Annotated in this window: 15 protein-coding genes and 2 pseudogenes; 2 read left to right on the top strand and 15 right to left on the bottom strand. The window is 73.5% G+C overall.

What is annotated here, in order from left to right:
• Positions 1 to 35: 35 nt before the first annotated feature.
• The 14 genes and pseudogenes from eboE to ACZ53K_RS18440 form a co-directional block, all read right to left on the bottom strand.
• Positions 36 to 1262: a metabolite traffic protein EboE gene (eboE, locus tag ACZ53K_RS18505; RefSeq protein ID WP_468837369.1), complete on the bottom strand. Its 1227-nt coding sequence runs from the start codon at positions 1260 to 1262 to the stop codon at positions 36 to 38.
• Positions 1263 to 1277: 15 nt separating this feature from the next.
• Entirely contained in the window at positions 1278 to 2126 is an 849-nt protein-coding gene (locus tag ACZ53K_RS18500) for a TatD family hydrolase (protein WP_468837366.1), read from the bottom strand.
• Positions 2127 to 2229: 103 nt separating this feature from the next.
• Positions 2230 to 3021, bottom strand: a complete 792-nt coding sequence (locus tag ACZ53K_RS18495; protein WP_468837363.1) for an EboA domain-containing protein — start codon at positions 3019 to 3021, stop codon at positions 2230 to 2232.
• The gene (locus tag ACZ53K_RS18490) at positions 3015 to 4046 is read right to left on the bottom strand and encodes a sugar phosphate isomerase/epimerase family protein (protein WP_468837360.1); all 1032 of its coding nucleotides are present in this window, start codon (positions 4044 to 4046) and stop codon (positions 3015 to 3017) included. Before ACZ53K_RS18490 ends, ACZ53K_RS18495 begins: the two co-directional genes overlap by 7 nt.
• Positions 4043 to 5299 (bottom strand): SCO3242 family prenyltransferase, encoded by a 1257-nt coding sequence (locus tag ACZ53K_RS18485; protein ID WP_468837357.1) that lies wholly within the window; start codon positions 5297 to 5299, stop codon positions 4043 to 4045. The genes ACZ53K_RS18490 and ACZ53K_RS18485 overlap by 4 nt, the downstream gene beginning before the upstream one ends.
• Entirely contained in the window at positions 5296 to 6531 is a 1236-nt protein-coding gene (locus ACZ53K_RS18480) for an inositol-3-phosphate synthase (protein WP_468837355.1), read from the bottom strand. Before ACZ53K_RS18480 ends, ACZ53K_RS18485 begins: the two co-directional genes overlap by 4 nt.
• Entirely contained in the window at positions 6528 to 7871 is a 1344-nt protein-coding gene (locus ACZ53K_RS18475; protein WP_468837352.1) for a ThuA domain-containing protein, read from the bottom strand. The genes ACZ53K_RS18480 and ACZ53K_RS18475 overlap by 4 nt, the downstream gene beginning before the upstream one ends.
• 96 nt (positions 7872 to 7967) lie before the next feature.
• A complete protein-coding gene (locus tag ACZ53K_RS18470; protein ID WP_468837349.1) occupies positions 7968 to 10463 on the bottom strand; it encodes a PQQ-dependent sugar dehydrogenase in 2496 nt (831 codons plus the stop codon).
• A gap of 66 nt (positions 10464 to 10529) precedes the next feature.
• Entirely contained in the window at positions 10530 to 11543 is a 1014-nt protein-coding gene (locus ACZ53K_RS18465; RefSeq protein ID WP_468837346.1) for a sugar phosphate isomerase/epimerase family protein, read from the bottom strand.
• Positions 11544 to 11669: 126 nt separating this feature from the next.
• A complete protein-coding gene (locus ACZ53K_RS18460) occupies positions 11670 to 12806 on the bottom strand; it encodes a Gfo/Idh/MocA family protein (RefSeq protein ID WP_468837515.1) in 1137 nt (378 codons plus the stop codon).
• A gap of 268 nt (positions 12807 to 13074) precedes the next feature.
• Positions 13075 to 14094, bottom strand: a complete 1020-nt coding sequence (locus tag ACZ53K_RS18455; RefSeq protein ID WP_468837512.1) for a substrate-binding domain-containing protein — start codon at positions 14092 to 14094, stop codon at positions 13075 to 13077.
• Between the two features lie 71 nt (positions 14095 to 14165).
• A pseudogene (locus ACZ53K_RS18450) lies at positions 14166 to 14975 on the bottom strand (ABC transporter permease); the annotation flags it as partial.
• Positions 14976 to 15371: 396 nt separating this feature from the next.
• Positions 15372 to 16901 (bottom strand): annotated as a pseudogene (locus tag ACZ53K_RS18445) (sugar ABC transporter ATP-binding protein); the annotation flags it as partial.
• A gap of 341 nt (positions 16902 to 17242) precedes the next feature.
• Positions 17243 to 18424 (bottom strand): ROK family transcriptional regulator, encoded by a 1182-nt coding sequence (locus ACZ53K_RS18440; protein WP_468837343.1) that lies wholly within the window; start codon positions 18422 to 18424, stop codon positions 17243 to 17245.
• Between the two features lie 230 nt (positions 18425 to 18654).
• Between ACZ53K_RS18440 and ACZ53K_RS18435 the strand changes: the two genes are divergently transcribed.
• The gene (locus tag ACZ53K_RS18435) at positions 18655 to 22101 is read left to right on the top strand and encodes an AfsR/SARP family transcriptional regulator (RefSeq protein WP_468837340.1); all 3447 of its coding nucleotides are present in this window, start codon (positions 18655 to 18657) and stop codon (positions 22099 to 22101) included.
• Between the two features lie 86 nt (positions 22102 to 22187).
• On the opposite strand, the gene ACZ53K_RS18430 is transcribed toward ACZ53K_RS18435, so the two are convergent.
• Positions 22188 to 23099 carry a siderophore-interacting protein gene (locus ACZ53K_RS18430; RefSeq protein ID WP_468837336.1) on the bottom strand — a complete coding sequence of 304 codons (912 nt, stop codon included), beginning with the start codon at positions 23097 to 23099 and terminating at the stop codon, positions 22188 to 22190.
• A gap of 367 nt (positions 23100 to 23466) precedes the next feature.
• On the opposite strand from ACZ53K_RS18430, the gene ACZ53K_RS18425 reads away from it, so the two are divergent.
• Entirely contained in the window at positions 23467 to 24432 is a 966-nt protein-coding gene (locus ACZ53K_RS18425; RefSeq protein ID WP_468837334.1) for a hypothetical protein, read from the top strand.
• Positions 24433 to 24649: the final 217 nt, after the last annotated feature.

Genomic DNA, 24649 nt, shown 5'->3' with positions numbered 1-24649 from the left:
ACCGCTCGTGTCAGTTCTGCTCGTGGGAGTTTCGCTCATGGGAGTTCCTTGAGTCCGAGGTCGGCGAGCAGGTCGCGGGCGAGGGCGAGTTCGGCCGCGATGCCGTCGGCGAGGCGGCTCCGGCTGCGGGGCCGCAGACCCGGTGGGAGGTCCTGCCAGGTGTAGGTCTCCACTTCGAGGTGGTGGGTGCGCGGGACGGGCCCGCCCACGAGAAGGGCCAGCGCGTCCCGGAGGACGGGGAGGGTGGAGGTGAGCGGCGGCTCGGGCGGGGCGTGCAGCGGTACGTGGAAGTGGGCGCGCCACGGTGCTGTGGCCGGCAGGCCTCCGTCGGCCTCTCCAGCCAGGGCTTCGTCAAGATCGTCTGTGGCACGCAGCCGTCCGTCAGCGGTACGGGTGCGGGTCTGGTGGAGGAACCGCGGTTCGGCGAAGGCGCCCAGAGCGGTGCGAACGTCCGGCCGGTCGGGGTGTTCGGCGTGCAGCGCGGCGGACAGCTGGGCCTTGACGACGGGAACGCCTGCCCGGCTAAGGGCTTCGAGGGCCGTGTGTGGGTCCTCGAAGGAGGTGGCGAGGTGGCAGGTGTCGACGCAGGCACCGATCCGGTGGGCCGGGGGCGAGGCGGGCCCGGACGGCTCGCCGCGCCCGTGTCCCAGAGCATCGATGGCGTCGGCGGTGGTTTCGATGAGGCAGCCGGGTTCGGGTTCCAGGCCGACGCGCAGGGACCGGCCGGTGAGTTCTTCGAGGGCGTCGAGCCGGCCGGCGAGGGTGTGCAGGGCGGCGAGGGCGGCGGCCCGCCGGGGGGCGGCATCGCTTACCGCGTCGAAGTCGGTGCGCCAGGCGAGCGGCAGGGTGGAGATGGTGCCTTCGGTCACGTCGTCGGGTAGGAGGGCGGCCAGCAGCCGTGCGAGGTCGGCGGTGTGGTCGAGGCGCGCGGGCTCCGTCCAGTCGGGCCGGTAGACGCGGTACTTGACCCGGCTGTCGCCGAAGCCCCGGTACGGAAAGCCGTTGAGAGTGACGACTTCGAGGCCCCGGACGTCGAGTTCGCGGCGCAGTCCGCGTAGCGCGACGGGGTCGCGGGCCAGCACGCGGGCGGCGTCACGGGCCAGCCACAGGCCGATGCCGAGGCGGTCCCGGCCGAGCCGCCTGCGTACCGGCTCGCAGTGGTCGCGGAGTTGGGCGAGCACCCCGTCCAGGGTCTCGGCGGGGTGGACGTTGGTGCAGTACGCGAGGTGGACGGTCGAGCCGTCGGGGTGCCGGAAGCGCATGTCCCGTCGCCCTCCTCATTCTCCGCCGCGGAGGATGGAGTTGCCCTCGTGCAAAGTGCCCGGGGCTTGCGGGCTGAGGTCCAGCCGACCGCTGAGGCCGTAGAACGTGACGGGGTTGCGCCACAGGACCCGGTCCACGTCGTCTTCGGTGAATCCGGCGGCCAGCATCGCCTCGCCGACGCTCCGCGTCTTCAGCGGATCGCTGCGGCCCCAGTCGGCCGCGGAGTTGACCAGCACGCGGTCGGTGCCGTGCAGACGCAGGACGCGCACCATGCGGTCGGGGTCCATCTTGGTGTCCGGGTAGATGGAAAAGCCCAGCCAGCAGCCACTGTCAGTGGCCTCCCCTACCGTTGTCTCATTGAGATGGTCCAGGACGACGTGATCGGGGGGCAGGTCGGATTCACGAAGGACGTCGAGGGTGCGCCTGAGGCCCGCCGCCTTGTCGCGGTGGGGGGTGTGGACGAGGGCCGGCAGGCCGTGGTCCACGGCGAGCTGGAGCTGGGCGGCGAGGGCGATGTCCTCGGCGGGAGTCATCGAGTCGTAGCCGATCTCGCCGACGGCGACGACCGGATCTTTTACGAGGTAGCGGGGCAGGGCTTCGAGGACGGGGGTACAGCGGGGGTCGTTCGCCTCCTTGGGATTGAGGGCGAGCGTGCAGTGGTGGGCGATGCCGTACTGAGCGGCACGGAAGGGTTCCCAGCCCAGGAGGGAGTCGAAATAGTCGAAGAAACTGGCCGGTGAGGTGCGGGGCTGACCCAGCCAGAAGGAAGGCTCGACCACGGCGCGGACGCCCGCGGCGTACATGGCTTCGTAGTCATCCGTGGTACGGGAGGTCATGTGGATGTGCGGGTCGAAGATGCGCATCAGGTCTCCTCACGTGCCGGGACACGGTGCCGGGGGCGGTGCCGGGGGGCGGTGCCGGCAGCCCGGCTCGCGGTCCGGCGTCCGGGCTCGGCACCGGCGGGGATCAGGTACCGGCCGGGTCGGACACCTCGGGTACCGGGAAGCGGTCGGTGTCGATGGGTGACAGGAAGGGGGATGCGAATGGAGCGGTGGATACGGACTGTGCGGTGAGGTCCAGGACGCGCTGAACGTCGGCGGGTACGGGGCGGTACGCAGCGGTGCGCTCACGGGCGTATTCGGCGAGCATGTGGGCCAGCTCCGTATCACCGCGGGCGCGTTCGGCCAGACCGGCCACGGCGGTCACCGGGACACCGGTGAACAGGCACTTCAGTACGGCGTGCCGCCAAGCGTGCGCGTCGAGGTGACGGGCGGCGTACGGGCCCACGGCGGCGGCCACCAGCCGGGTGTCGTTGGTGCGCAGCGCGTCCTCGACGAGGGGCCGGGCGTCCGGGCCGAGGTCCAGGTGGGGCAGCGCCATGAGCACGGCGCGGCGCTCGGCGGCGGTGCCGTGCTCGTAGAGCCGGGTGACGGTCCGGATGTCGGCGCGGGCCGCGTGCAGGAGCAGGATGCGGGCGGCCTCGGCCGCTTCCTGGTCCCGCGCGTACGGCGGCTCACGGCGGGTGCAGTGCCGGCCCGCCGAGGCGAAGCGCATCTCCCATACGGGCAGGGCGTATGCGGTGTAGGAGAGGGCGCCGTCCCCGTCCGCCGTGCCCCGGGGGCCTGTGGCCGCGGCCGCGGCTTGTGCTTCGGCGTGCGCCTCGTCCAGTGCCTCGTCGAGCCAGGCACGCGCGGCGCCACCGAGCCGGTCGCGCAGGGCCGTGTGGAGCTGGGCCATCCAGTTCTCCGGCGTCAGCATCGCGGCCCTCCGGCGTGCGGGGCGGATGGGAGTGACGAGGGCGACGGGGCGTGAGCGCGTACCGGCTCGGTGGCCCGGGCAGGCTCGGTGGCCCGGGCGGGCTCGGTGGCCCGGGCGGGCTCGGTGGCCCGGGCGGGCTCGGTGATCAAGGCCGACGCGGTGATCCGGGCCGGTTCGGTGGTGCGCAGGAAGGAGAGGGAGGCGCGGGCCAGGTCCGGGCCTGCGTGGGAGTGGCGGGGCAGTTCGACGCTGACCAGGCCCTGGTAGCCGAGGTCCCGGAGGGCTGCCAGGACCGGCGGGAAGTCGATCTCTCCTGCTCCGAACGGGAGGTGTTCGTGCACGCCCCGTCGCATGTCCTCGATCTGGACGTGTCGCAGCCAGGGCGCGGCGGCTCGGACGCATGCGGCCGGCGGGTCGGGTTCCAGGCACTGGCAGTGGCCGATGTCCAGGGTCAGGCCGAGGACGTCAGCGGGCGGGGCGTCGAGTGTGGTGCGCAGATGGTGAAAACCGGTGAGGTCGGAGACGAGGTGGCCCGGTTCGGGTTCGATGGCCAGGGGGATGCGGGCGGTGGCGGCCGCGTCGAGTACGGGGGTGAGCGCGTCGGCGAGGCGTTGCCAGACGGCGGGCTCCGGCGTGCCGGGAGGGCGGGGTCCGCTGAAGCAGTGCACTGCCGTGGCGCCGAGGTCCGCGCCGACGCGCACTGCGATGCGGAGCAGGTCGGCGCGGGCCGTGCGGGCGTCCGGGTCGGGGTCGAGGAGAGTGGGGTGGTGCTTGCGCCGGGGGTCGAGGACGTATCGGGCACCGGTTTCAATGGCGATGGACAGGCTCAGCTCGTCGAGTCGGTGCGCGAGTTGGTTCGTCCGCGCTGCGAGGCCCGGAGCGATGGGGTCCAGGTGCATGTGGTCGAGGGTGAGAGCGACGCCGTCGTATCCGAGGTCGGCGAGGAGGGCCAGCGCGTCGGTCAGCCGGAGGTCGGTCAGGCCGTTGGTGCCGTAGGCGAGACGGAGCGGGTGCGTCGTGATCATGTCGGGCTGACCTTCCGGGACAGCCGCCGGGCGGCGGGCACCAGAGCCAGCAGCGCGGCGCCTGTTCCGGGCGCGCCGGCGCGTGCGATGAGGGCTGCCTGGAGCGGGATCATCGCGCGGATACCGTTGCCGACGGCGCGCTGGAGGAGGTAGGGCGAGGGGTTGAGGACCGCGTGGAAGAAGGGGCGCGCGACGGCCCCGGCGTAGAGGGCAGCGGCGGCCTTGGGGACGGCTTCCGCGAGTCGGGCCGAGGTCGGGGGCGGGGCTGTGGTCGGGGGTGGGGCCGGGGTTCTGTTCGGGGCCGTGGCTGCGGCTGCGGCTGCGGCTGCGGCTGCGGCTGCGGCTTTGGTGGCAGCCCTGGCCGACAGGAGCCGCAGGTGGCGTTTCCCCCCACTCCCGCCACTCCCATCGCTCCCGCAGTTGCCACCGTTGCTACCGTTGCCGCCGATTCGCCGGGCTCCGCCGGCCACCCCGCTCACCACGGCCATGACGCCCCATGCGGCCAGTGGCAAAACCGGGGAGCTGCCCTGGGCTTCACGGCGCGAGACGGTCGTGACCGCAAGGGTGTGGGTGCCGACCAGCGCCGCCGACGGCAACGCCTTCGCCAGCGCCCGGCCCACCGCCTGCCCCTGCCCCTGCTCCTGCCTCCACGTCTGTCCCGGCCTCCGCGCCGGGGTCACCGACGCGGCCCCCTGCAGTACGTCGAAGGCGCGGGCGCAAGCCATGGCAAGCGGGCCCGCCGGGGTGTTCTTGAGGTGGATGTCGTAGGCCCAGACGGTGGCGGCCAGTACGGTGGCGGTGATCAGGGGCGGGCGCCCGGCGGCTCCCGCCAGGGCGAGGCCCGCCGCCGTCAGCCCAGCGGCCGCGCCGAGGGCGGCGGCCGGGGCGATGCGGCCGGACGGGATGGGGCGGTCGGGGCGTTCGACGGCGTCGATGTGGCGGTCGGCCCAGTCGTTGAGTGCCATGCCCGCCTCGTAGAGGCAGAGGGACGAGCCGGTGGCGAGAACCGTGCGGCGGCCGGGCCGGAGCCCGGCCGCCGCAGCCCCCGCCAGCAGATCCCCCGGGACGCTGAGCAGCGCCGATAGCCGCAGAAGTTGCAGCCAGGGAGAGGAGAGAAGGGAGGAGATAGGGAGGGAGGAGATAGGGAGGGAGGGGGTAGGGAGGGAGGGGGTAGGGAGGGAGGAGGGCGCCGGGGGGTGCGGGCCGGACGAGGTATCGGCAAGGGCGGCGGCTGCGGTCGGTTCGAGGGTCATCGGCGGGTCCGGAGGTCGTGGGCGAACGTCAGGAGTTCGGTGTACTGGTCGGCCAGTGCGGCGGGTCCGCCGTCCGGGTCCTTGAAGTAGAAGCCGAGGGGCAGGGGCCCGGAGAGGCCGACCGCGTGCGCGGCGGCCACCAGACGGGCGAGGTCGAGGACGAGGGGTGCGGCGAGCGCCGAGTCGCAGCCCTGCCAGACGGTCTGGAGGGTCATACGGTTTCCGAGGAAGCCTTCGAAGGCGACGTGGTCCCAGGCGGTCTTCCAGTCGCCGAGGGCCGGGACGTTGTCGATGTGCACCTCGCCGGGCGGGGCCACGCCGAGGTTGTCCGCGAGGACGCGGGCCTTCCCCGCGTTCTTGGCGGCTGCGGCTCCCGGGTCGGTCAGGGTGGCGCCGTCGCCGCCGCCCAGCAGGTTGGTGCCGGACCAAGCGCGTACCGGGAGGGCGCGTTGGGCGAACATGGGGGCGAGTACGGAGCGCAGCAGTGTCTGGCCGGTCTTGCCGTCGCGTCCCGCGTACGGAAGCCCGCTGCACACGGCCATCTGCTGGAGCAGCGGGTGGTGCATACCGGTGGACGGTGTGAAGTTGACGTAAGGGCAGCCCGCGCGCAGTGCCGCGTGGGCGTAGAGGGAGCTGGGCGGGAGGCGGTCTTCTCCGCCTTCGCTCCGGGGCGCCGGTTCCGTGGAGGCGATGTTGACGACGACCGCGCGGTCCAGGCCGTGGGTCCGTGTGAACGCACGTAGGTCGGCGGTGAAGGCGGTGACCAGCTCACGGTCGTCGCGGGTGTCGCCGGGGAGCGGGCCGCCGGGCCGTACCGCCTCGTCCGCCGCTTCCAGTTCGGCGCGTACGGCGTGCGGCAGGCCGTACGGGAGTACGCCGCCCGCCGCGAGTTCCTCGGCCCGCTTGGGCAGTGGGTACGACGCGGTGTCGTGGCCGCCGAAGACGAGGGAGGCCAGTGGCGGCAGCGGGACCCCGTGGAACGGCGCGGTCTCGGTGACCATGCCGGTCGGCGGCTGCAGCCCGGCGGCGACGGCGGCGCAGCCGGCGATCACGGTCGTCCCGACCGACCCCCGCGCCCCGACCAGCCACACCCCCGTACGCCCGCCACCACCACGGCCCCCAATCCCAATCCCAATCCCAGCCCCAGCCCGAGTCCCAGCCCCGAACTCACCCTCCACCCCCGATATCCCCGGCACCCCCGGCACTCCCGTCATCCCCGGCACCCCCGTCATCCCCGACCACCCTTCCCCGCCGCCTCGAACTCCTTCACCCGGATGTTGCGGAAGGAGACCCGGTCCTCGTCACCGTGGTTCTGGATGCCGATGCGGCCCTGGCGCAGGCTGCGCGCCGGGTCCGTGTTCGTGAAGTCGTTGATCTTGCGTCCGTTGAGGTGGATGCGCAGCCGTTCGCCTTCGACGCGCAGTTCGTAGGTGTTCCACTCCCCCGGCGGGTTGAGCGCGGCGTCGCGCGCCGTGACGTCCGCGGCCTGGAATCCATACACGGATCCGGTGGTGCGGTCGGGGGCGTCGGTGGCGTCGATCTGGATCTCGTAGCCGTTGTTCACGGCCGACCACGGGTCGTCGGAGGGCGGGAAGCCGATGAAGACACCGGAGTTGTCGTCGCCGTCGGCGCCGGGCATCCGCCAGTCGATCTTGAGGGAGTACGAGCCGAACTCCCGGGCCGCGTACCAGAGCATGCCCATGCCACCGGCCGAGGTCAGAGTGGCGCCCTCCAGGGTGAAGGAGCCGGGGCCCGCCTGCTTCCAGCCGGCCGTCGAGGTGCCGTCGAACAGGGCCCGGTAGCCGGTCTCCGGGCGGCAGTCGGCCTGTGTGGCGCCGGTGGCCCAGCGAATGCCGCCCAGCAGGTGTGTACGGAAGGCGGGGTCCGCGAAGGACTGCTCGGTGTGTCCGCCGCCGGTGTAGAAGGCCCGGCCGCCGCGGTACTCCTGGCACCAGGCGATGGGGTGGTCGCCGCGCATCGTGCCGCCGCCGTACGTGGATTCGTCGAGGGCGGCCAGGACGTGGGCGCGGGTGCGCGGGTTGGTGCGGTAGTTGTACCACTCGTCGGTGCGGTCCCAGGCCGCCGCGAGGTGGGCGGTGGCCGGGTGGGCGCGGTCCTCGACGCCTACGGTGGCGGGCTGTACGGCGGGGTGGGACCGGAAGTACGCGCCGGCCAGGCCCCCGTAGAAGGGCCAGTCGTACTCGGTGTCGGCGGCGGCGTGTACGCCGACGTATCCGCCGCCGCGCGCGATGTAGCGTTCGAAGGCGCGTTGCTGGGCGGGCCGGAGCACGTCGCCGGTGGTGGAGAGGAAGACGACGGCGGCGTAGCGGGCGAGGCGCTTGTCGTCGAAGGCGGCGGCGTCCTCGGTGGCGTCCACGGTGAAGCCGTGCCGTCTGCCGAGGTCCTTGACGGCGGCGATGCCGTCGGGGATCGAGGCGTGCCGGAATCCGGCCGCCTTGGAGAAGACCAGGACGCGGTCCTTCAGTGGGCGTTCGGGGCTGCCGGGCAGGGCCATGGTGGCCAGCAGGGTGGCGGCGGCCGCGGTGGTGGCCAGCCGGGCACAGGGGTACATGTCGGTTCTCCTTCCGCCGGCCACGGGGCGGGCGGCCGGCGCTTGGGCGTCCGGTCGTCCCGGGCGCCGTCCGCCCGCCCCGGTGGCCACCTGGGGTCAGCCGGTGGTGAAGGTGAAGTCGTCCACGTCGTAGAGGGCGCCCGTGCCGCTGCCCTTGAAGACGAGGTAGAGGGTGGTGGTACCGGCCGGCGGTTTGCCGTTGAGGGGGGCCGAGACGTCCGTGAAGGTTTCCCAGCCGCCGGTCACCGGTACCTTGACGCTGCCGAGCAGCCGTCCGTCCGCCCGGCCCGTGCGGATCTCCAGCGTGCCGCCGGTGCCGGCGGAGGAGACCCGGGCGGTGAACTTCTGGGCGTTCTTGACGAGATACGGCTTGAATGCGATCCAGTCGCCGTGGTGGATGTCGCCCACGGTCCGGCCGCCGTGCGCCGGTGTGTGGGTGACGATCCGTACGCCCCGGGAGGTGCCGAAGTGCTCGGCCTGGCGGTGCCGGGGCTGGGTGACGGCCTGGTCGTGGGTGGTCAGCGGCGGCTGGCCGTTGGCGCCCTGGTCGGTGTACTCGGCGTCGAAGACCCCGAAGATGTTGGCGTTGGGGTCGTGCTCGTTGTCCGCCGACGTCTGGAGGGTGCCGGAGCAGCCGGTGGCGGAGGTGACGGGGTGGCCGTGGCTGTCGTGCCCGAGGATGTGGGTGATCTTGACCTTGGCGCAGTCGATGGTGCGGTCCTCGGGGTCGGTGACCTTGACCGTGAACGGGACCTTGTCGCCGAAGGTGAACAGCTGTCCGTCCCCGGGGAGTTGCAGGGTGACCTTGGGTGCGGTGTTGCCGACGGTCAGGTACACGCTGGCCGAGCCGGTCCGGCCGCCCGGGTCCTTGGCGGTGACGGTCGCGGTGTAGGTGCCGTTCTTGCGGTACGTGTGGGTGGGGTTCTGCTGGGTGGAGGTCGTGCCGTCACCGAAGTTCCACGTGTACGTCAGCGTGTCGCCGTCCGCGTCGGTGGCCGAGGCGGTGAACCTGGTGCGCAGCGGCGCCTGTCCGGAGGTGCGGTCGGCCTTGGCCTCGGCGACCGGTGAGTGGCCGCCGGTGGCGTTCTCGATGCGGTAGAGGGCGGAGTTCTCGTCGCCGTTGAAGTAACCGGTCCCGTAGTCCAGGACGTACAGCGCGCCGTCCGGTCCGAAGGCCATGTCCATGACCTGGGTGCCCTTCCAGGGGAAGGCGTTGATGGTCCGGCCCGTGCCGTCGCCGGTCTGTTCGATGCGTTTGATCCAGCGGCGCCCGAATTCGCCGGCGAAGAAGTTCCCGTCGTACGTCTGCGGGAACTTGACCTGCGAGGTGGAGGCGGCGTCGTAGCGGTAGACGGGCCCGGCCATCGGGGACTCGGAGCCGGTGCCGAACTCGGGTACCGATCCGCCGTCGTACGGGATCCACGCGGGCTGGGCGGCCGGCAGGTCGGTCAGGCCGGTGTTGCGCGGGGAGGTGTTCCTGGGTGCGGCACAGTCGAAGGCGGCGCCCGGGGTTTCGGTGGCGAAGTCGTAATCGACGTAGGCGTCGTTGTTGCCGGTGCAGTACGGCCAGCCGTGGTTGCCGGGTTTGGTGACGCGGGTGAACTCGACCTGCCCGGCGGGGCCCCGCTGTGGGTCGGCGGCGCCCGCGTCCGGGCCGTAGTCACCGACGTAGACGGTGCCGGTGGGCTTGTCGATGCTCATCCGAAAGGGGTTGCGGAAGCCCATCGCGTAGATCTCGGGCCGGGCCTTCGCGGTGCCCGCCGGGAAGAGGTTGCCGTCAGGAACGGTGTACGTACCGTCGGCGTTGACCTTGATGCGCAGGATCTTGCCGCGCAGGTCGTTGGTGTTGCCCGCGCTGCGCTGGGCGTCGTAGGCGGGATTGCGGATCGCGCGTTCGTCGACGGGGGTGTAGCCGTCGGAGGCGAACGGGTTGGAGTCGTCGCCGGTGGAGAGGTAGAGGTTGCCCTGGGCGTCGAAGTCGATGTCGCCGCCGACGTGGCAGCAGATGCCGCGGGAGGCGGGCACGTCCAGGATCTTCTTCTCGCTCGCCGTGTCCAGGGTGCCGTCGGCCTTGAGGACGAAGCGGGAGAGGCGGTTGACGCCGTCGAACTTCGCGAACTCCGCGGCGGTGCCCTCGTCGGGGGCGTCGCCTGGCGGGGTGCCGAGCGGCGGCGCGTAGTAGAGGTAGACGAAGCGGTTGGCGGCGAAGCCGGGTTCGACGCCGACGCCTTGGAGGCCCTCCTCGTCGTGGCTGTAGACGGGCAGCTTGCCGGCGACCTTCGTGGTGCCGCCCGCGTCGGTCAGGCGAACCGTTCCGTCACGCGAGGTGTGCAGCACGGACCGGTCCGGCAGCACGGCGAGCGTCATCGGCTCGCCCATCTCGGGCTCCCCCTTGGCGAGGGTGACCTGCTGGAAGTCCTCGGCGGCGGCCGGCCCGGCTTGCGCGGCGCCGGCGGCCGGTACGGCGGTAGCGGTCGGTACGGCGATCGCGGCCGGGACTCCGGCCAGGGACAGGGACGTGGCGGCCAGCAGCGCGCTCGCGAACAGGGCGAGTGCCGGACGCAGGCCGCTCCGGCGTGATCTTCGGTGCACGGTTGCCTCCCTTGCGGGTGGGTGGGCGAAGGGGAGTCGCGCGGCCCGGCGGCCGGGTGCTCGTCCTCAGACGCCGGACGGGCCCGTACCGAAGACCGCGTCGAACACGGCGGCGGGCGGCTCGAAGTCGTACGACTTGAGGTGGGCCAGCGCTTCGGGCGCGCCCTGGAGGCGGTCCATGCCCGGGTCCTCCCACTCGACCGACACCGGGCCCTCGTAGCCGATGGAGCGCAGCATCCGGAAGACGTCCTCCCAGGGCACCTCGCCGTGCCCGGCCGAGACGAAGTCCCAGCCGCGGCGAGGGTCGCCCCAGGGCAGGTGGGAGCCGAGGCGGCCGTTGCGGCCGTCCAGCCGGCGCCGCGCCTCCTTGCAGTCCACGTGGTAGATCCGGTCGCGGAAGTCGTACAGGAAGCCGACCGGGTCGAGGTCCTGCCAGACGAAATGGCTGGGGTCGAAGTTGAGACCGAAGGCGGGCCGGTCGCCGACCGCTTCCAGGGCGCGGCGGGTGGTCCAGTAGTCGTACGCGATCTCGCCGGGGTGCACCTCGTGGGCGAACCGCACGCCCTCCGCGTCGAAAACGTCCAGGACCGGCCCCCAGCGTTCGGCGAAATCCGCGTAGCCGACTTCGATCATCGACGGCGGTACGGGCGGGAACATCGCGACCAGATGCCAGATGGCGGAGCCGGTGAAGCCGACGACGGTCCGTACGCCGAAGGCCGCCGCGGCGCGCGCGGTGTCCGCCATCTCGGCGGCGGCCCGGCGCCGTACGCCTTCCGGCTCGCCGTCGCCCCAGACGCGTCCGGGCAGGATGGCACGGTGCCGCTCGTCGATGATCGCGTCGCAGACGGCCTGGCCCACCAGGTGGTTGGAGACGGCCCAGCACTTCAGGCCGTACTTGTCGAGCAGCTGACCACGGGTGGCGAGGTAGCCGGGCTCGGCGAGGGCCCGGTCCACCTCGAAGTGGTCGCCCCAGCAGGCGAGTTCGAGACCGTCGTATCCGAAGTCGCGGGCGAGCCGGCAGACCTCCTCCAGGGGCAGGTCCGCCCACTGTCCGGTGAAGAGCGTGAACGGTCTGGCCATACGGGCCTCCTCGGGCGGGCGGGGCGGAGGTGTGGCGGTGGGCGGCAGGGCGATGGGGCATTGGCATTGGGGGGAGAAGGGACACGATCGGGGGCCGAGCCGCGGCTGACAAGAGGGGCCGGGGCGTCAGGTGGGGAACTCGGCCACGGCCGGGGGCACCGGCGTGTACGCGCAGTTCTTCGCCGCGCTGTCCTCGACCGCCGCCAGCACCCGCTGCACCTGCAGCCCGTCGGCGAAGGACGGTTCGGGCTCGGTGCCGGCGGCGATGGCGTGGACGAGGTCGCTGGCCTGGTGGACGAAGGTGTGCTCGTAACCGAGGCCGTGGCCGGGCGGCCACCAGGCCTCCAGGTACGGATGGCCGGGTTCGGTGACCAGGATGCGGCGGAAGCCGGCCGCGACGGCCGGTTCGGTGTGGTCGTGGAAGGACAGTTCGTTGAGCCGTTCCAGGTCGAAGGCGAGCGAGCCGCGTTCCCCGTTCAGTTCGATGCACAGCGCGTTCTTGCGGCCCGCGGCGACGCGACTGGCCTCGAAGGAGGCGAGCGCGCCGGAGCCGAAGCGGCCGGTGAACAGCGCCGCGTCGTCGACGGTGACGGCGCCCCGGCCGCCCGTGGGCAGCGGCCGTTCCCGTACGAAGGTGCCGGTGACCGCGGAGACACCCGCGAGCCGCTCCCCCGCCAGGTGCTGGGCGAGGTCGACGATGTGCGCGCCGAGGTCGCCGAGCGCGCCTGAGCCCGCTTGCTCCCGGCGCAGCCGCCAGCTCAGCGGAGCTTCGGGGTCGACCAGCCAGTCCTGGAGGTAGCTGGCGCGTACGTGCCGGAGGGTGCCGAGCCGGCCGTCGCGGATCATCCGGCGGGCGAGTGCGACGGCCGGGGTGCGGCGGTAGTTGAAGCCGACCATGGCGAGAAGGCCGTGGGCACGGGCGGCCTCGGCCGCCGCCAGCATCGCCTCCGCCTCGGCCACGGAGTTGGCCAGGGGTTTCTCGCACAGTACGTGTTTGCCGGCGGCCAGCGCGGCGACGGCGATCTCGGCGTGGCTGTCGCCCGGCGTGCAGATGTCGACGAGCTGCACGTCGTCGCGCTCCAGCAACCGCCGCCAGTCGGTCTCGGCGGCGGCCCAGCCGTGCCGGGCGGCGGCCGCGGCGACGGCGTCGCGGCCCCGGCCGCACACCGCGTTCATCGCGGGGCGCAGCGGCAGGTCGAAGACGCGGCCCGCGGTGCGCCAGCCCTGGGAGTGGGCGGCGCCCATGAAGGCGTAGCCGACCATGCCGATGCCCAGTTCCGCTCGCGGGCCGCCGGGCGGTGGGGACTGCCGGTGCGGCGGGGTCACCTCCGCAACCGGTCGTGCGGCGGCCGGTGCCGGTTCCCGCACGCGGTCGGCGCGGTCATCGTGCTCGGCGTGCTTGGCGCGGTCATCGTGCTCGGCGTGCTCGGCATGGTCATCGTGCTCGGCGTGGTCATCGCGGTCCTCCATGCATCACCTCGTCGGTCGGCCGTGGTCGGCGGTCTTCCGGGGAACTTTCCGGTGGTGGCGGTCAGTTGAAGCCGGTGGGGAGGTAATCGTCGACGTTGTCCCGGGTGACGACGGCGGAGTAGAGGGTCACCGAAGCGGGGATCTCCAGCTCGGCGGTGCCGGAGATACCGCGGCCCTGGGCGAGGGCGCGGGCCAGGTCGATGGCGGAGGCGGACATGGTCGGCGGGTAGAGCACCGTCGCCCGCAGGACGGAGTCGCCGGCCTTGATGGTCTCCATGACGCGGCGGGAGCCGGCACCGCCGACCATCAGGAAGCCGTCGCGCCCGGCCTGCTCGATGGCGCGTTCGGCGCCCACGCCCTGGTCGTCGTCGTGGTTCCACAGGGCGTCGAAGGAGGGGTGGGCCTGGAGCAGCCCCGCCATCTTCGCCTGCCCCGACTCCACGGTGAACTCGGCGGCCTGCCGCCCCACTTTGCGGATGTGGGGGTAGTTCTTCAGGGCGTCGTCGAAGCCCTTGGTACGTTCCCGGGTCAGTTCGAGGGTGTCGATGCCGGCCAGTTCGACGACCGTCGCGTTCGGCTTGTCCTTGAGCTGTTCGCCGATGTAGCGGCCGGCGTTCAGGCCCATCCCGTAATTGTCGCCGCCGATCCAGCAGCGGTACGCCTGCGGGGAGGCGAAGACCCGGTCGAGGTTGACGACGGGGATGCCGGCCCGCATGGCCTTCAGGCCGACCTGGGTGAGGGCCTTGCCGTCGGCCGGGAGGATCACCAGGACGTCGACCTTCTTGTTGATGAGGGTCTCGATCTGCCCGATCTGCTGGGCGGTGTCGTTGGAGCCCTCGGTGATGTCGAGGGTGACGTCCTTGTAGCGTCTCGCGCGGCTCTTGGCGTTCTGGTTGATGGCGTTGAGCCAGCCGTGGTCGGCCTGCGGTCCGGCGAAGCCGATGGTGACCTTCTTGCCGGGCTTGTCGTCAGCGCCGCGCGCCTGCTGCTGCATGGCGCCGCCGGACGCGTCGCCGCGCTGGTTGCTCGTACAGGCGCTGAGCAGGGCGCCGGCCGAGACGGCCGCCGCGCCGAAGAGCATGCCCCGGCGGCTGCCGCCCCGGGCGGCCGATGTGCCCGCCTCCGTGCCGTACGGGCCCGGTGTGCTGTCAATCATGACGTGTGCCCCTTCTGGACCAGTACGGCGATGACGATGATGGCGCCCTTGGCGATCTGCTGGACGGCGGTCTCCAGGTTGTTCAGGGCGAACAGGTTGGTGATCGTGGTGAAGACGAGGACGCCGAGCACCGAGCCGGTGACGGTGCCCCGGCCGCCGCTGAGCAGGGTGCCGCCGATGATCGCGGCGGCGATGGCGTCGAGTTCGTAGAGGTTGCCGTTGGTGTTCTGGCCCGAACCGGTCAGCACGATCAGCAGGAAAGCGGCGATGCCGCAGCACAGCCCGGACAGCAGGTAGAGCAGCAGCCGCTGCCGCCGTACGTCGATGCCCGCCAGCCGCGCCGCCTCCGGGTTGCCGCCGACGGCCACGGTCCGCCGCCCGAAGGTCGTACGGTTCAGCAGCAGCCAGCCGGTGACGGTGACGGCCGCGAAGACCAGCACGATCGGCGGGACGCCGAGGACGTACGCGTCGCGCCGGCCCAGGTCCAGTACGGACGGGACGGACGCGATCTGCGTACCGCCCTGGCTGATCTGGAGGGCCAGGCCGCGGGCCGCGGCGAGCATGGCGAGCGTGGCGATGAACGGGACCATGCCGCCGAAGGAGACCAGCAGCCCGTTGACCAGCCCGCAGCCGAGGCCGACGAGCAGCGCGCAGAGCAGGATGCCGCCGAGGCCGTACTCCTGCGTGGCCACCGTCGTCGCCCAGACGGTCGCGAGGGCGACCATCGCGCCGACGGACAGGTCGATCCCGCCCCCGATGATCACGAAGGTGACGCCGACGGTCACCACGCCGATCACCGACGCCTGGGTGAGCACCAGTTGCAGGTTCTGCACGCTGAGGAACTGTTCGGGCCGGGTGAGGGCGCCGACGGACACGAGCGCGGCGAGCACCCCGAGCAGGGAGAGGTTGCGTACGTCGACACGGGCGCGCAGCAGCCGGTCGCGGACGCCGACGGTACAGGGCGGGGGCGGGCCGGGCGCTTCCGGTGCGGTGGCCGGCGCCGGGGTACGCGCGGCGGCGGCCGGCACCGGGCGGTGGGGCACTTTCTCTCCGGAGGTGTTCACGGTCGGTCTCCTCGCGATGTGTCGGCGCTTGCGTCCCGTCCGGCGTGCCCGCCCCGCTTGGCTCTCTCCCCATCTGCCGCTCCCGTCCCGCCCGGCGTTCCCGTCCCGCGCGGCGCTCGTGGCAACCCGGGTGCCTCCGGCGGCGCTGCCCGCCATCACCAGGTCGAGCACCCGGTGTTCGTCCAGCGCCGCCGCGCGGTCCTCCTGGACGACCCGGCCCTCGCGCAGCACGAGCACGCGGTCGGCCAGGCCCAGGACTTCGGGGATCTCGCTGGACACCAGCAGCACGGCCACGCCGTCGTCGGCGAGCCGCCGGACCAGCGCGTACAGCTCGGCACGGGCGCCGGCGTCCACCCCGCGGGTCGGCTCGTCGAGCAGCAGCACCCGGCAGCCGCGCAGCAGCCAGCGGGCCAGTACGGCCTTCTGCTGATTGCCGCCCGACAGGGTCCGTACCGGCCGGTCCGGGTCGTCGGGCCGCAGCGAAAGGTCCCGGGCCGCGGCGCGGGTGGCGGAACGTTCCGCCGCACGGTCCAGCCAGCCGGCGCGGGCGAAGCGCGGCAGCGAGGCGACCGAGACGTTGCGGTTGACGGACTCCAGGAGCAGCAGGGCCTGGGACTTGCGCTCCTCCGGGGCGAGACCGAGCCCCGCGCGTACGGCGGCGGTGACGCTGCCGGGACGCAGCGGGCGCCCGTCGACGAGGACGCGGCCCGCGGTGGGACGGCGGGCGCCGAAGACGGTCTCCAGGATCTCCGAGCGCCCCGACCCGACGAGCCCGGCGAGCCCGAGGATCTCCCCCGGGTACAGGTCGAGGTCCAGGGGCGCGAACTCGCCGCGGCGGGCGAGCCCCCGGACGGTGAGGACGGGGTCAGGGGCAGGGACGGGGGCGGAGGCCGGGACCGCGGCCGGGTTCGCGGCCGCGGCCGCGGCGCCGCCCCGCCGTACGGGAAAGGTGTGTTCGACGGTGCGGCCCGTCATCAGGGTGACGATGTCGCGGGTGGGCGTCGTCCGCGCGTCCAGCCCACGCGCCGCCGCACGGCCGTCCTTCAGGACGGTGACCCGGGCGCCGACCTGGCGGATCTCCTCCAGCCGGTGCGAGATGTAGACGACCGCGACACCCGCGCCGGTCAGGTCGGCGACGATACGGAAGAGGTTGCCGACCTCGTCCGGGTCGAGGGCGGCGGACGGTTCGTCCATGACGATCAGCCGTACGTCGTGGGAGAGGGCGCGCGCCATGGAGGCGATCTGCTGCCCGGCGGCGGAGAGCGCGCCGGCCGGCGTGCCCGGGTCGATCTCGGGGTGGCCGAGGCGGCCGAGGATTTCGGCGGTCGCGGTCCGCGCCTCCCGGGAGCGGACGAATCCGGCGGTGGCCCGCTCGTGTCCGAGGAAGACGTTCTCGGCCACCGACAGATGTTCCACCAGGTCGAGTTCCTGGTAGATGGTGGCGATGCCGAGCCGCATGGCGGCGGCCGGTGACTTCAGCCCGACCGGCACACCCTGCCAGCGGATCTGCCCCGCGTCGGGCTGGTGGACACCGGCCAGCACCTTGATCAGGGTGGACTTCCCGGCGCCGTTCCGGCCGAGGAGGCAGTGCGTCTCGCCGGCCGTCACGTCGAGGTCGACGCCGTCCAGTGCCCGTACGCCGGGGAAGGACTTACTGATGCCGTGCATGGTGAGCAGGGGGACGCCGGGCCCCGCGGGGCCGGAGGGGACATCTGGGCCGGCCGGGACCGGCGGGCCGGGGTGACGCTCTGGTGCCATGGCGTGCGGCCTCCTCGACGGGCGTCGGCGGGCGGGCGGCGTGGCGTACGGCGATGCGGGGCACTGGCGCACGAAGGCGCCGCGGCACGGGGTTCGGAAGCGCGGAGGTACGGAGGCGCTCGGTACGGACGTACGGGCTGCACTACGACGAGCTGCGGTACGGCGAGCTGCGCCGAGGACGTACGGCGCACTCGGTCCGCCCCCCGCGGTGTGCGGGAGCGGGCACGTGCAGTGGTGCGGCGGACCGTGGGTCAGGCGGGCGAGAACAGGTGATCGCTGATGAGGCGGGCGGCGCCGGTGACGCCGGCCACCTGGCCCAGCTCCCCCAGCACGATGGGCAGGTTGTTCGTCGCCAGCGGCAGCGACTGGCGGTAGACCTGGGTGCGGATCGCGGCGAGGAGGGTGTGGCCGAGGCCGGTCACACCGCCCCCGATCACCACCAGTCCCGGGTTGAAGAAGCTGACGAGACCGGCGATGACCTGGCCGGTGCGGGTGCCGCCGGACCGGATCAGCTCCAGCGCGACGGGGTCGCCGGAGGCGGCAGCGGCGGCCACCTCGGGCGCGCCGAGCGAGCCGGCCGTGGCCAGTCGTGCCGCCAGTTCCGGTGAGGTGCCCGCGCGTGCGGCGGCCTCCGCGTCGCGGGCGAGGGAGGCGCCGCCGAAGTACGCCTCCAGGCAGCCGTGGTTGCCGCAGGCGCAGGGGCGGCCGTCCGGTTCGACCTGGATGTGACCGATGTCGCCGGCGCTGCCCGTCGTACCGCGGTAGACCTCGCCGCCCACCACGATGCCGCAGCCGATGCCCGTACCGATCTTGACGAAGAGAAAGTCCCGGACGGTGCGGGCGACGCCCGCGTGCTGCTCCCCGACCGCCATCAGGTTGACGTCGTTGTCGACCATGACGGGGCAGCCCAGTTCCTTGCTGAGCGCCTCCCGTACCGGAAAGCCGTCCCAGCCGGGCATGATCGGCGGCGCCACCGGCACCCCCTCGGGGAAGCGGACCGGCCCCGGCACGCCGATGCCGGCGCCGTCGAATCCCTCGGCCACCCCGCTCGCCTTGAGCTTGCCCGCGAGCGCGAGGGCCTGTTCGAAGACGGCGACCGGCCCTTCGCGGACGTCCATGGGCTGGGTCAGGTGTCCCAGGACCTCCAGCTCGGCGTTGGTGACGGCGACGTCCACCGAGGTGGCGCCGATGTCGATGCCGAGGAAGCGCAGTGCGGGCGCGAGCCGGACGTTGTGCGAGCGGCGGCCGCCGCGGGAGGCCGCGAGGCCGTCGGCGACGACCAGCCCGGTCTCCAGCAGCCGGTCCACCTCCACGGCCAGCTTCGAGCGCGACAGGTCGACCTGGTCGCCCAGCTGGGCACGGGAGTTGGGGCCGTGGTCGCGGAGCAGGCGGAGGAGCCGCGCCTGGTGCGCGTTGGCCGGCCTCGCCGTCATGCGCCTCACGCCACCCCTCCAGCCGTCGTCGGCCGTACGCGGTCCGGCACCGAGCGATGCCGGAGCTTTCGAGGGGAACGTAGCAGCGCTTGTCCGGGTGGGGAAGAAGTACGGACAGGATCCGTACGGCTTTCCCCCGTCCGAGGACAAAGCCGTGCCGCAGCCCATGCCCGAGCCCGTGCCGGGAACCTGTGTCGGCCCCCGTACCGGAGTCTGTGGAGAATGGGCCGGTGAACTACCGCTACCACGTGCTCGGCACCGCTCAGGCGCGCCGCCCCGACGGCATCGAGGTGCCCCTGAAGGGGGCGCGGCTGCGTGCGCTGCTGGTGGCGCTCGCAGCGGGCGGCGGGCGGGCGGTGCCGGCGGCCCGGCTGATCGACCAGGTGTGGGGCGAGGACGAGGAGCCGCCGGCGGACTCCTCGGCGGCGCTCCAGGCCCTGGTCGGCCGCCTGCGCCGGACCCTCGGCGGACCGGCGGTCACCTCGTCCCCGGTTGGCTACGGACTGGCGGCCGTACCGGACGACATCGACCTCTTCCGCTTCGAACGGCTGGCGGCGGAGGGGACGGCCGCCCTGCGCGCAGGCGACCTCCTGAAGGCGACCGATCTGCTGGACGAGGCTCTGGCGCTGTGGCAAGGCCCCGCGCTGGCGGATCTGCCGGGCCGGGACGGCGACCCGCTCACCGTACGGGCCGAGCGGCGGCACGGCGAGGCCCGCCGCGCCCGGCTGGCGGCCGAGGTGGCGGTGGGCCGGGCGGCGGACGCGGTGGCCGAGCTGGCGTCGCTGGCCGCGGCGGAGCCCCTGGACGAGCCCCTGCAGGCGCTGCACATCCGGGCACTGTGGGCGGCGGGGCGGCAGGCCGAGGCGTTGCAGGCGTACGAGGAGGTACGCGCCGGGCTCGCCGATCGGCTGGGCACGGACCCGGGTGCCGAACTGCGCGGCCTGCACGCGGGGTTGCTGGCCGGAGCCGCGGCGCCAAAGCCGTTCACGGCACCGGGACCCCCTTCGGCACCGGAACCGTCCGCGACACCGGGGCCACTTCCGGCACCCGAACCGCCCACGACGCCGCCCCTCCCCCCTCCCCCGCCACCGGGAGCCCTCCGCGCCCGCCTCACCTCCTTCGTGGGCCGCGACGACGAACTGGCGTCCCTCACTCGCGAGTTGTCCGCACACCGGCTGGTGACGCTGCTGGGCGCGGGCGGCGTCGGAAAGACCCGTCTGGCCCTGGAGGCCGCGGACGCCTCCGGCGCGCACACCGGGCGATGGCCCGACGGCGTACGGGTCGCCGAGCTGGCCTCCGTACGGGACCCGGAGAGCGTGCCCGAAGCCGTGCTGACCGCACTCGGCGGGCGCCCGACGCAGGTGCGGGGCCCCGGGGCCGACGAACTGCGCGCGCCCGGCGGCCCTCCGTCGGCGCTCGCCCGGCTCGTGACGCACTGCGGGCAGCGGCGGCTGCTGATCGTGCTGGACAACTGCGAGCACGTGATCGGCGCGGCGGCCGGGCTGGCGCACGCCGTAATGGCCGGCTGTCCGGGCGTGACGGTGCTGGCCACCAGCCGCGAGCCGCTCCATGTTCCCGGCGAGACCGTCCACCCCGTCGAGCCGCTGCCGCCGCGGGCCGCGCTCCGGCTGCTGGCCGAGCGGGGCGCCGCCGCGCGCCCTGGGTTCCGTACGGAGGAGGATCCGGCCGCGTGCGCGGAGATCTGCCGCAGGCTCGACGGGCTGCCGCTCGCCATCGAGCTGGCGGCTGCCCGGTTGCGGGCGCTGACACCGCGGCAGCTCGCGGAGCGGCTGGACGACCGGTTCCGGCTGCTGACCGGCGGGAGCCGGACGTCCCTGCCCCGGCAGCAGACGCTGCGCGCGGTGGTGGACTGGTCGTGGAACCTGCTCACGGCGGACGAGCGAGCGGTGCTGCGCCGACTGTCCGTCTTCTCCGGGGGCTGTGAGGCGGCGGAGGCGGAGGAGGTGTGTGCCGTCCCCGCCCCGGCCGACGGCCCCCACCAGTCCGCCGATGTCCTGCCCGTCCTCACCTCTCTTGTCGACAAGTCACTGGTCGCCGCCGCGCCGGAGAGCCCGCGCGGGATGCGCTACCGGCTGCTCGAAACGGTAGCCGAGTACGCCGGGGAGCGGCTGGCGGAGTCCGGGGAACGGGCGGCCGTGGAGCTGCGGCACCTGACGGCGTACCGGGAACTGGCCCGTACCGGCGAGCCCGGGCTGCGCGGGCCGGGGCAGGCCCATTTGCTGGAGCGTCTGGAAACCGAGCACGACAACGTGCGGGCCGCGCTGCGCACGGCGGTCGACCGGGCGGAGGAACAGGAAGCGCTGTGCCTGGCGCTGTCCATGAGCTGGTTCTGGCAGCTGCGCAACCACCAGGCGGACGCCAGGCACTGGGCCGCCGCCGTCGCGGAACTCGGCCCCGACCCGTTCGCCGACCCCGTACGGCCGGCCGAGCCGCTGGCGGACCGGTGTACGGCGGTTCCGCCGCCGTGGTCCGGGGAGCGGCTGCGGGAGGCCCGGCGCGGGGTGCGGCTGCTGGTGCTGGCGAGCGGCGGCGACCAGGACGGGTCGTCAGGCCTGGTGCGTCCGGAAGCGGTCGTGGCCGCGTACCGTCCGGGGCTGCCGCAGACCGCACGGCAGCCGGGCGTCATGTGGTTCTTCGCCCGGCTGATGACCGGCGGGTTCGCGGGGCTCGACGAGGCCGTCGACGCGGTCGTACGGAACTGCCGGGACGTGGGCGATGGCTGGGACCTGGGCCTGGCGCTGCTGCTGCGCACCAAACTGCTCGGCGCCCGGCCCGCCGGGCTGGACCGGTCGGCGCGCGACGCGGAGGAAGCGCTGGCGCTGTTCGAGACGGCCGGGGACTTGTGGGGTATTGCCGAGTCCCTGTCCGCGCGCGGCGATACGTACGAGCGTCGCGGGCAGTACGCACTGGCGGACGCGGACTTCAAGCGCGCCATGGAGTCGTCCGCCCGGATCGGGGCGCATGCGCAGGTACCGGAGTTCAATGCGAGGCTGGCAGCCGTACGGCTGGAAGGTACGTACGGGACGGACGAGGGCGGCGGCGAATCCGCAGCGGCCGGCTCTTCCCTCTCTCTTCGGGTACGGGAGGCCGAGCAGCTGCTGCTGGAAGCGGTGGCCGAATCCCGGTCGTCCTCCGGCGAGACCCTGAGCACAGCACGGCTGCTGCTGGCCCGGCACTACGGACGGACCGGGCGGACCGGCCCCGCACGGGAGCAGCTGTACGAGGCCCAGCAGGCGTTCACCAGCGGTACGCCGGCTCTCTTCCCCGGCGTGGTGACGGGCCTCCACGGCTGGCTGGACTGTCTGGACGGCGACTTCGCAGGCGCCCTGGAGCACATCCGGCGGGCCGTACGGCAGCTCCACGGCCTCGCTCCGCTGGTGGCCCCGCACCTGATCACCCACCAGTTCCTCGCGGCGTCCTGGGCCATGGCCCATCTGGAGGCAGCGGAGAACGGGGCACGCCTGCTGGGCGCATACGACCGGCACGCGCCCGCGTCCGAAGGCTTCGGCCTCCAGCCGCTGCCACCCACCGCCGAGGACCGGGTACGGCAGCAGGCCGAGGCGGCGCTGCGGGCGGTGCTGACGGCCGACGCGTATGAGAGCGCGCACGCCGAAGGCGGCGGCCTCTCCCTGCAGGAGACCGCCGCCCTGATCTGACGCCCCGCCCCGAATCGACCGGCGTCCCTCATCCGACCGGCGCCCCTCATCCGGTCGGCGCCCCTCATCCGATCGCCGCGCCCGTTTCACCGGGCGTCGGCCAGCCGTTCCCTCGCCTCCGCCAGGTCCTCCTCCGTGGGCGCGTCGTCCTGCGTCAGCGCGCGCCGCCAGTACCCGGTGAAGTCGATGTCCCGCTTGTCCAGGCCGCGGTCCTCCACGAGGTGCCTGCGCAGCGCGCGGACCGCGCCCGCCTCCCCGGCGAGCCAGGCGAACACCGAACCCGCCGGGAACCGGGCCGCCCGTACCGCCTCGACCAGCAGCTCACCGGGCCCGGCCGGACCCGTACCCCGGTGCGTACCCCGGTGCAGCCAGTGCACGGTCAGGTCCCCGCGGGTGTCGAAGGTCTGCTCGTCCGCCGCATCCGCGACCTCGATGTACGCCACCGCGCGGGCCCCCTCGGGCAGCCACTCGGCGAGGGTGCCGATGGCCGGCAGCGCGGTCTCGTCCCCGGCCAGCAGCGTCCACTCGGCCGTGCCGAGGGGAATCGGCCGGGCGAAGTACGCCGAGGGGCCGAACATACCGAGGGTGTCCCCTGGCGCGGCGGTGCGCGCCCAGCGGGTCGCCGGACCGCTCACCGATTCGCCTGCCGTGTCCGTACCGTGCAGGACGAAGTCGATGTCGATCGTGTCGTCCTCGGGGTGGTGCGCGCGGATGGTGTAGCTGCGCATCCACGGCCGCTCGTCCTCGGGGATCGCCTGGAACGCCTGGTACCACCGCATCATGTCACCGTCGGCGGGCGGCTCCGGCAGCCGCGGGGCACCCTGCCCGCGCCGGGGGAAGTAGAGCTTCACCTGCTGGTCCGGCGCGTCGAGACGGAAGCCGGCGAGGCCGGGACCGCCGAAGGCGACCCGGACCAGGTGCGGCGAGAGCCGCCGTACCGCGGTGACCTGGAGGTATCGGACGGGCAGGGGGACGGCGCTCGGAGTCTGCTGCTGCATCGTTTCTCCTTGGGGCGGGCCACCGACCGGCTCCGGACGACGGTGGCGCGGGGGACGCACAGCGCGGGCCGGGCCGGGCCGGGGCCGTGAGCCGTGAGCCGTGGCGCGCTGGGCGGAACAGTGACCCGACCGTCGCAGCCGCTGCCTACACGCCGCCTACAGCTCACCTGCACGGGTACGGACGGGCAGCCGGCTCCCGCGTGCCACGCCTGCCACGTGCGTGGCCCAGCTATCCGGGTGATTCGCCCGCACGGCCGTCACTACGGACCCTCCACCGTCAATACGTCTGCTGACAGGAAGAGCCCGTGCCGGCCACGTCCAGTGCCACCGGCGCGGGCCGTCCCGCACGAGAACGGATCGCCACACCATGCCCCTGCCCACCGACCGCCGCCGCCTGCTCCCCATCGCCTCGGCGAGCGCGTTGACCCTCGCCGCCACCCTCGGCGCCGGAGCCGCCCTCGTCGCCTCCCCCGCCACCGCCTCCGGGCCCACGCACGCCACCGCACCGCAGGACCCCCGGGAAGCGATGATGCGGGTGGGGACCGGCACCGCCGACTTCTGTCTCACCCCCGACGCCACCCGCGCGCTCACCAAGGCCGGGATCCGCCTCACCGCGGTCGCTCCGGCGAAGCTCACCGGCCCGGCCCGGCGCCGGTGCGTGTCCGCGCCGATCTCGGGCGGCGAGTTCAACACCCGCTTCACCGCCGGGCACCTCGCCTTCGGGGGCGGCTTCGACTTCGTACGCAAGGACAAGCGCCACCTGAAGATCGACTCCTTGCGGGGCGATATCGCCACCTCGCGCGTCACCGCGAACGTGGGCGGCTCCAAGGCCCGCCGGACCGACTTCCTGGCGTTCCGCATGGACCCGAAGGGGGTCAAGATGGGCAGCGGGCAGGTACGGGCCCAGTTGGCCTTCACCCTCACCGAGCGCGGCGCCGGCGCCTTCCGCGGGGCCTTCCAGCACTCGCCGCTCACCGCGGGCCAGCGGGTGTTCGACGGGGACGGTACGGCCCGGCTCGGCACGCAGCCGACCGGCAGCGCGTCACCCGGTACCGGCACCACACAAAAGCAGACACCGGGCACCGCCCAGAAGCAGGCACCGGGCACCGCCCAGAAGCAGACGCCCGGCACCGCCCGGAAGCAGACCCCCGGCACCGCGAAGAAGCAGACCGCCGAGGCGCCGCGGAAGCAGACGTCCACCGCCCCGGCCGATCCGGTCAACTCGGCCAACCCGTCCCACCCGTCCGCCCCGTCCAGGCAGACACCCGGCACCGAGGCCCGTCCGGCACACGACGTGATGGCCGACCCGGTGAACGCGGTGGCCGCCGACTGAGCACGGGGCCCGGGGGGGGGGGGGGGGGGGGGGGGGAGGGGGGGGGGGGGGGGTGGTGGGGGGGGGGGGGGGGGTGGGTGGGGGGGGCCCCCCCCCCCCCCCCCCCCCCCCCCGCCCAGCCCCCATGACCGGCCACACCGGTCGCACCGGTCACTCGTACAACCACCACGACCGGCCACCCGCCACCGCCCCGGTCGTCGCCAACTCCTGCGAGACC

The sequence above is a fragment of the Streptomyces sp. NPDC033221 genome, assembly GCF_055577005.1.
This window is presented reverse-complemented; position numbering and strand designations above follow the sequence as displayed.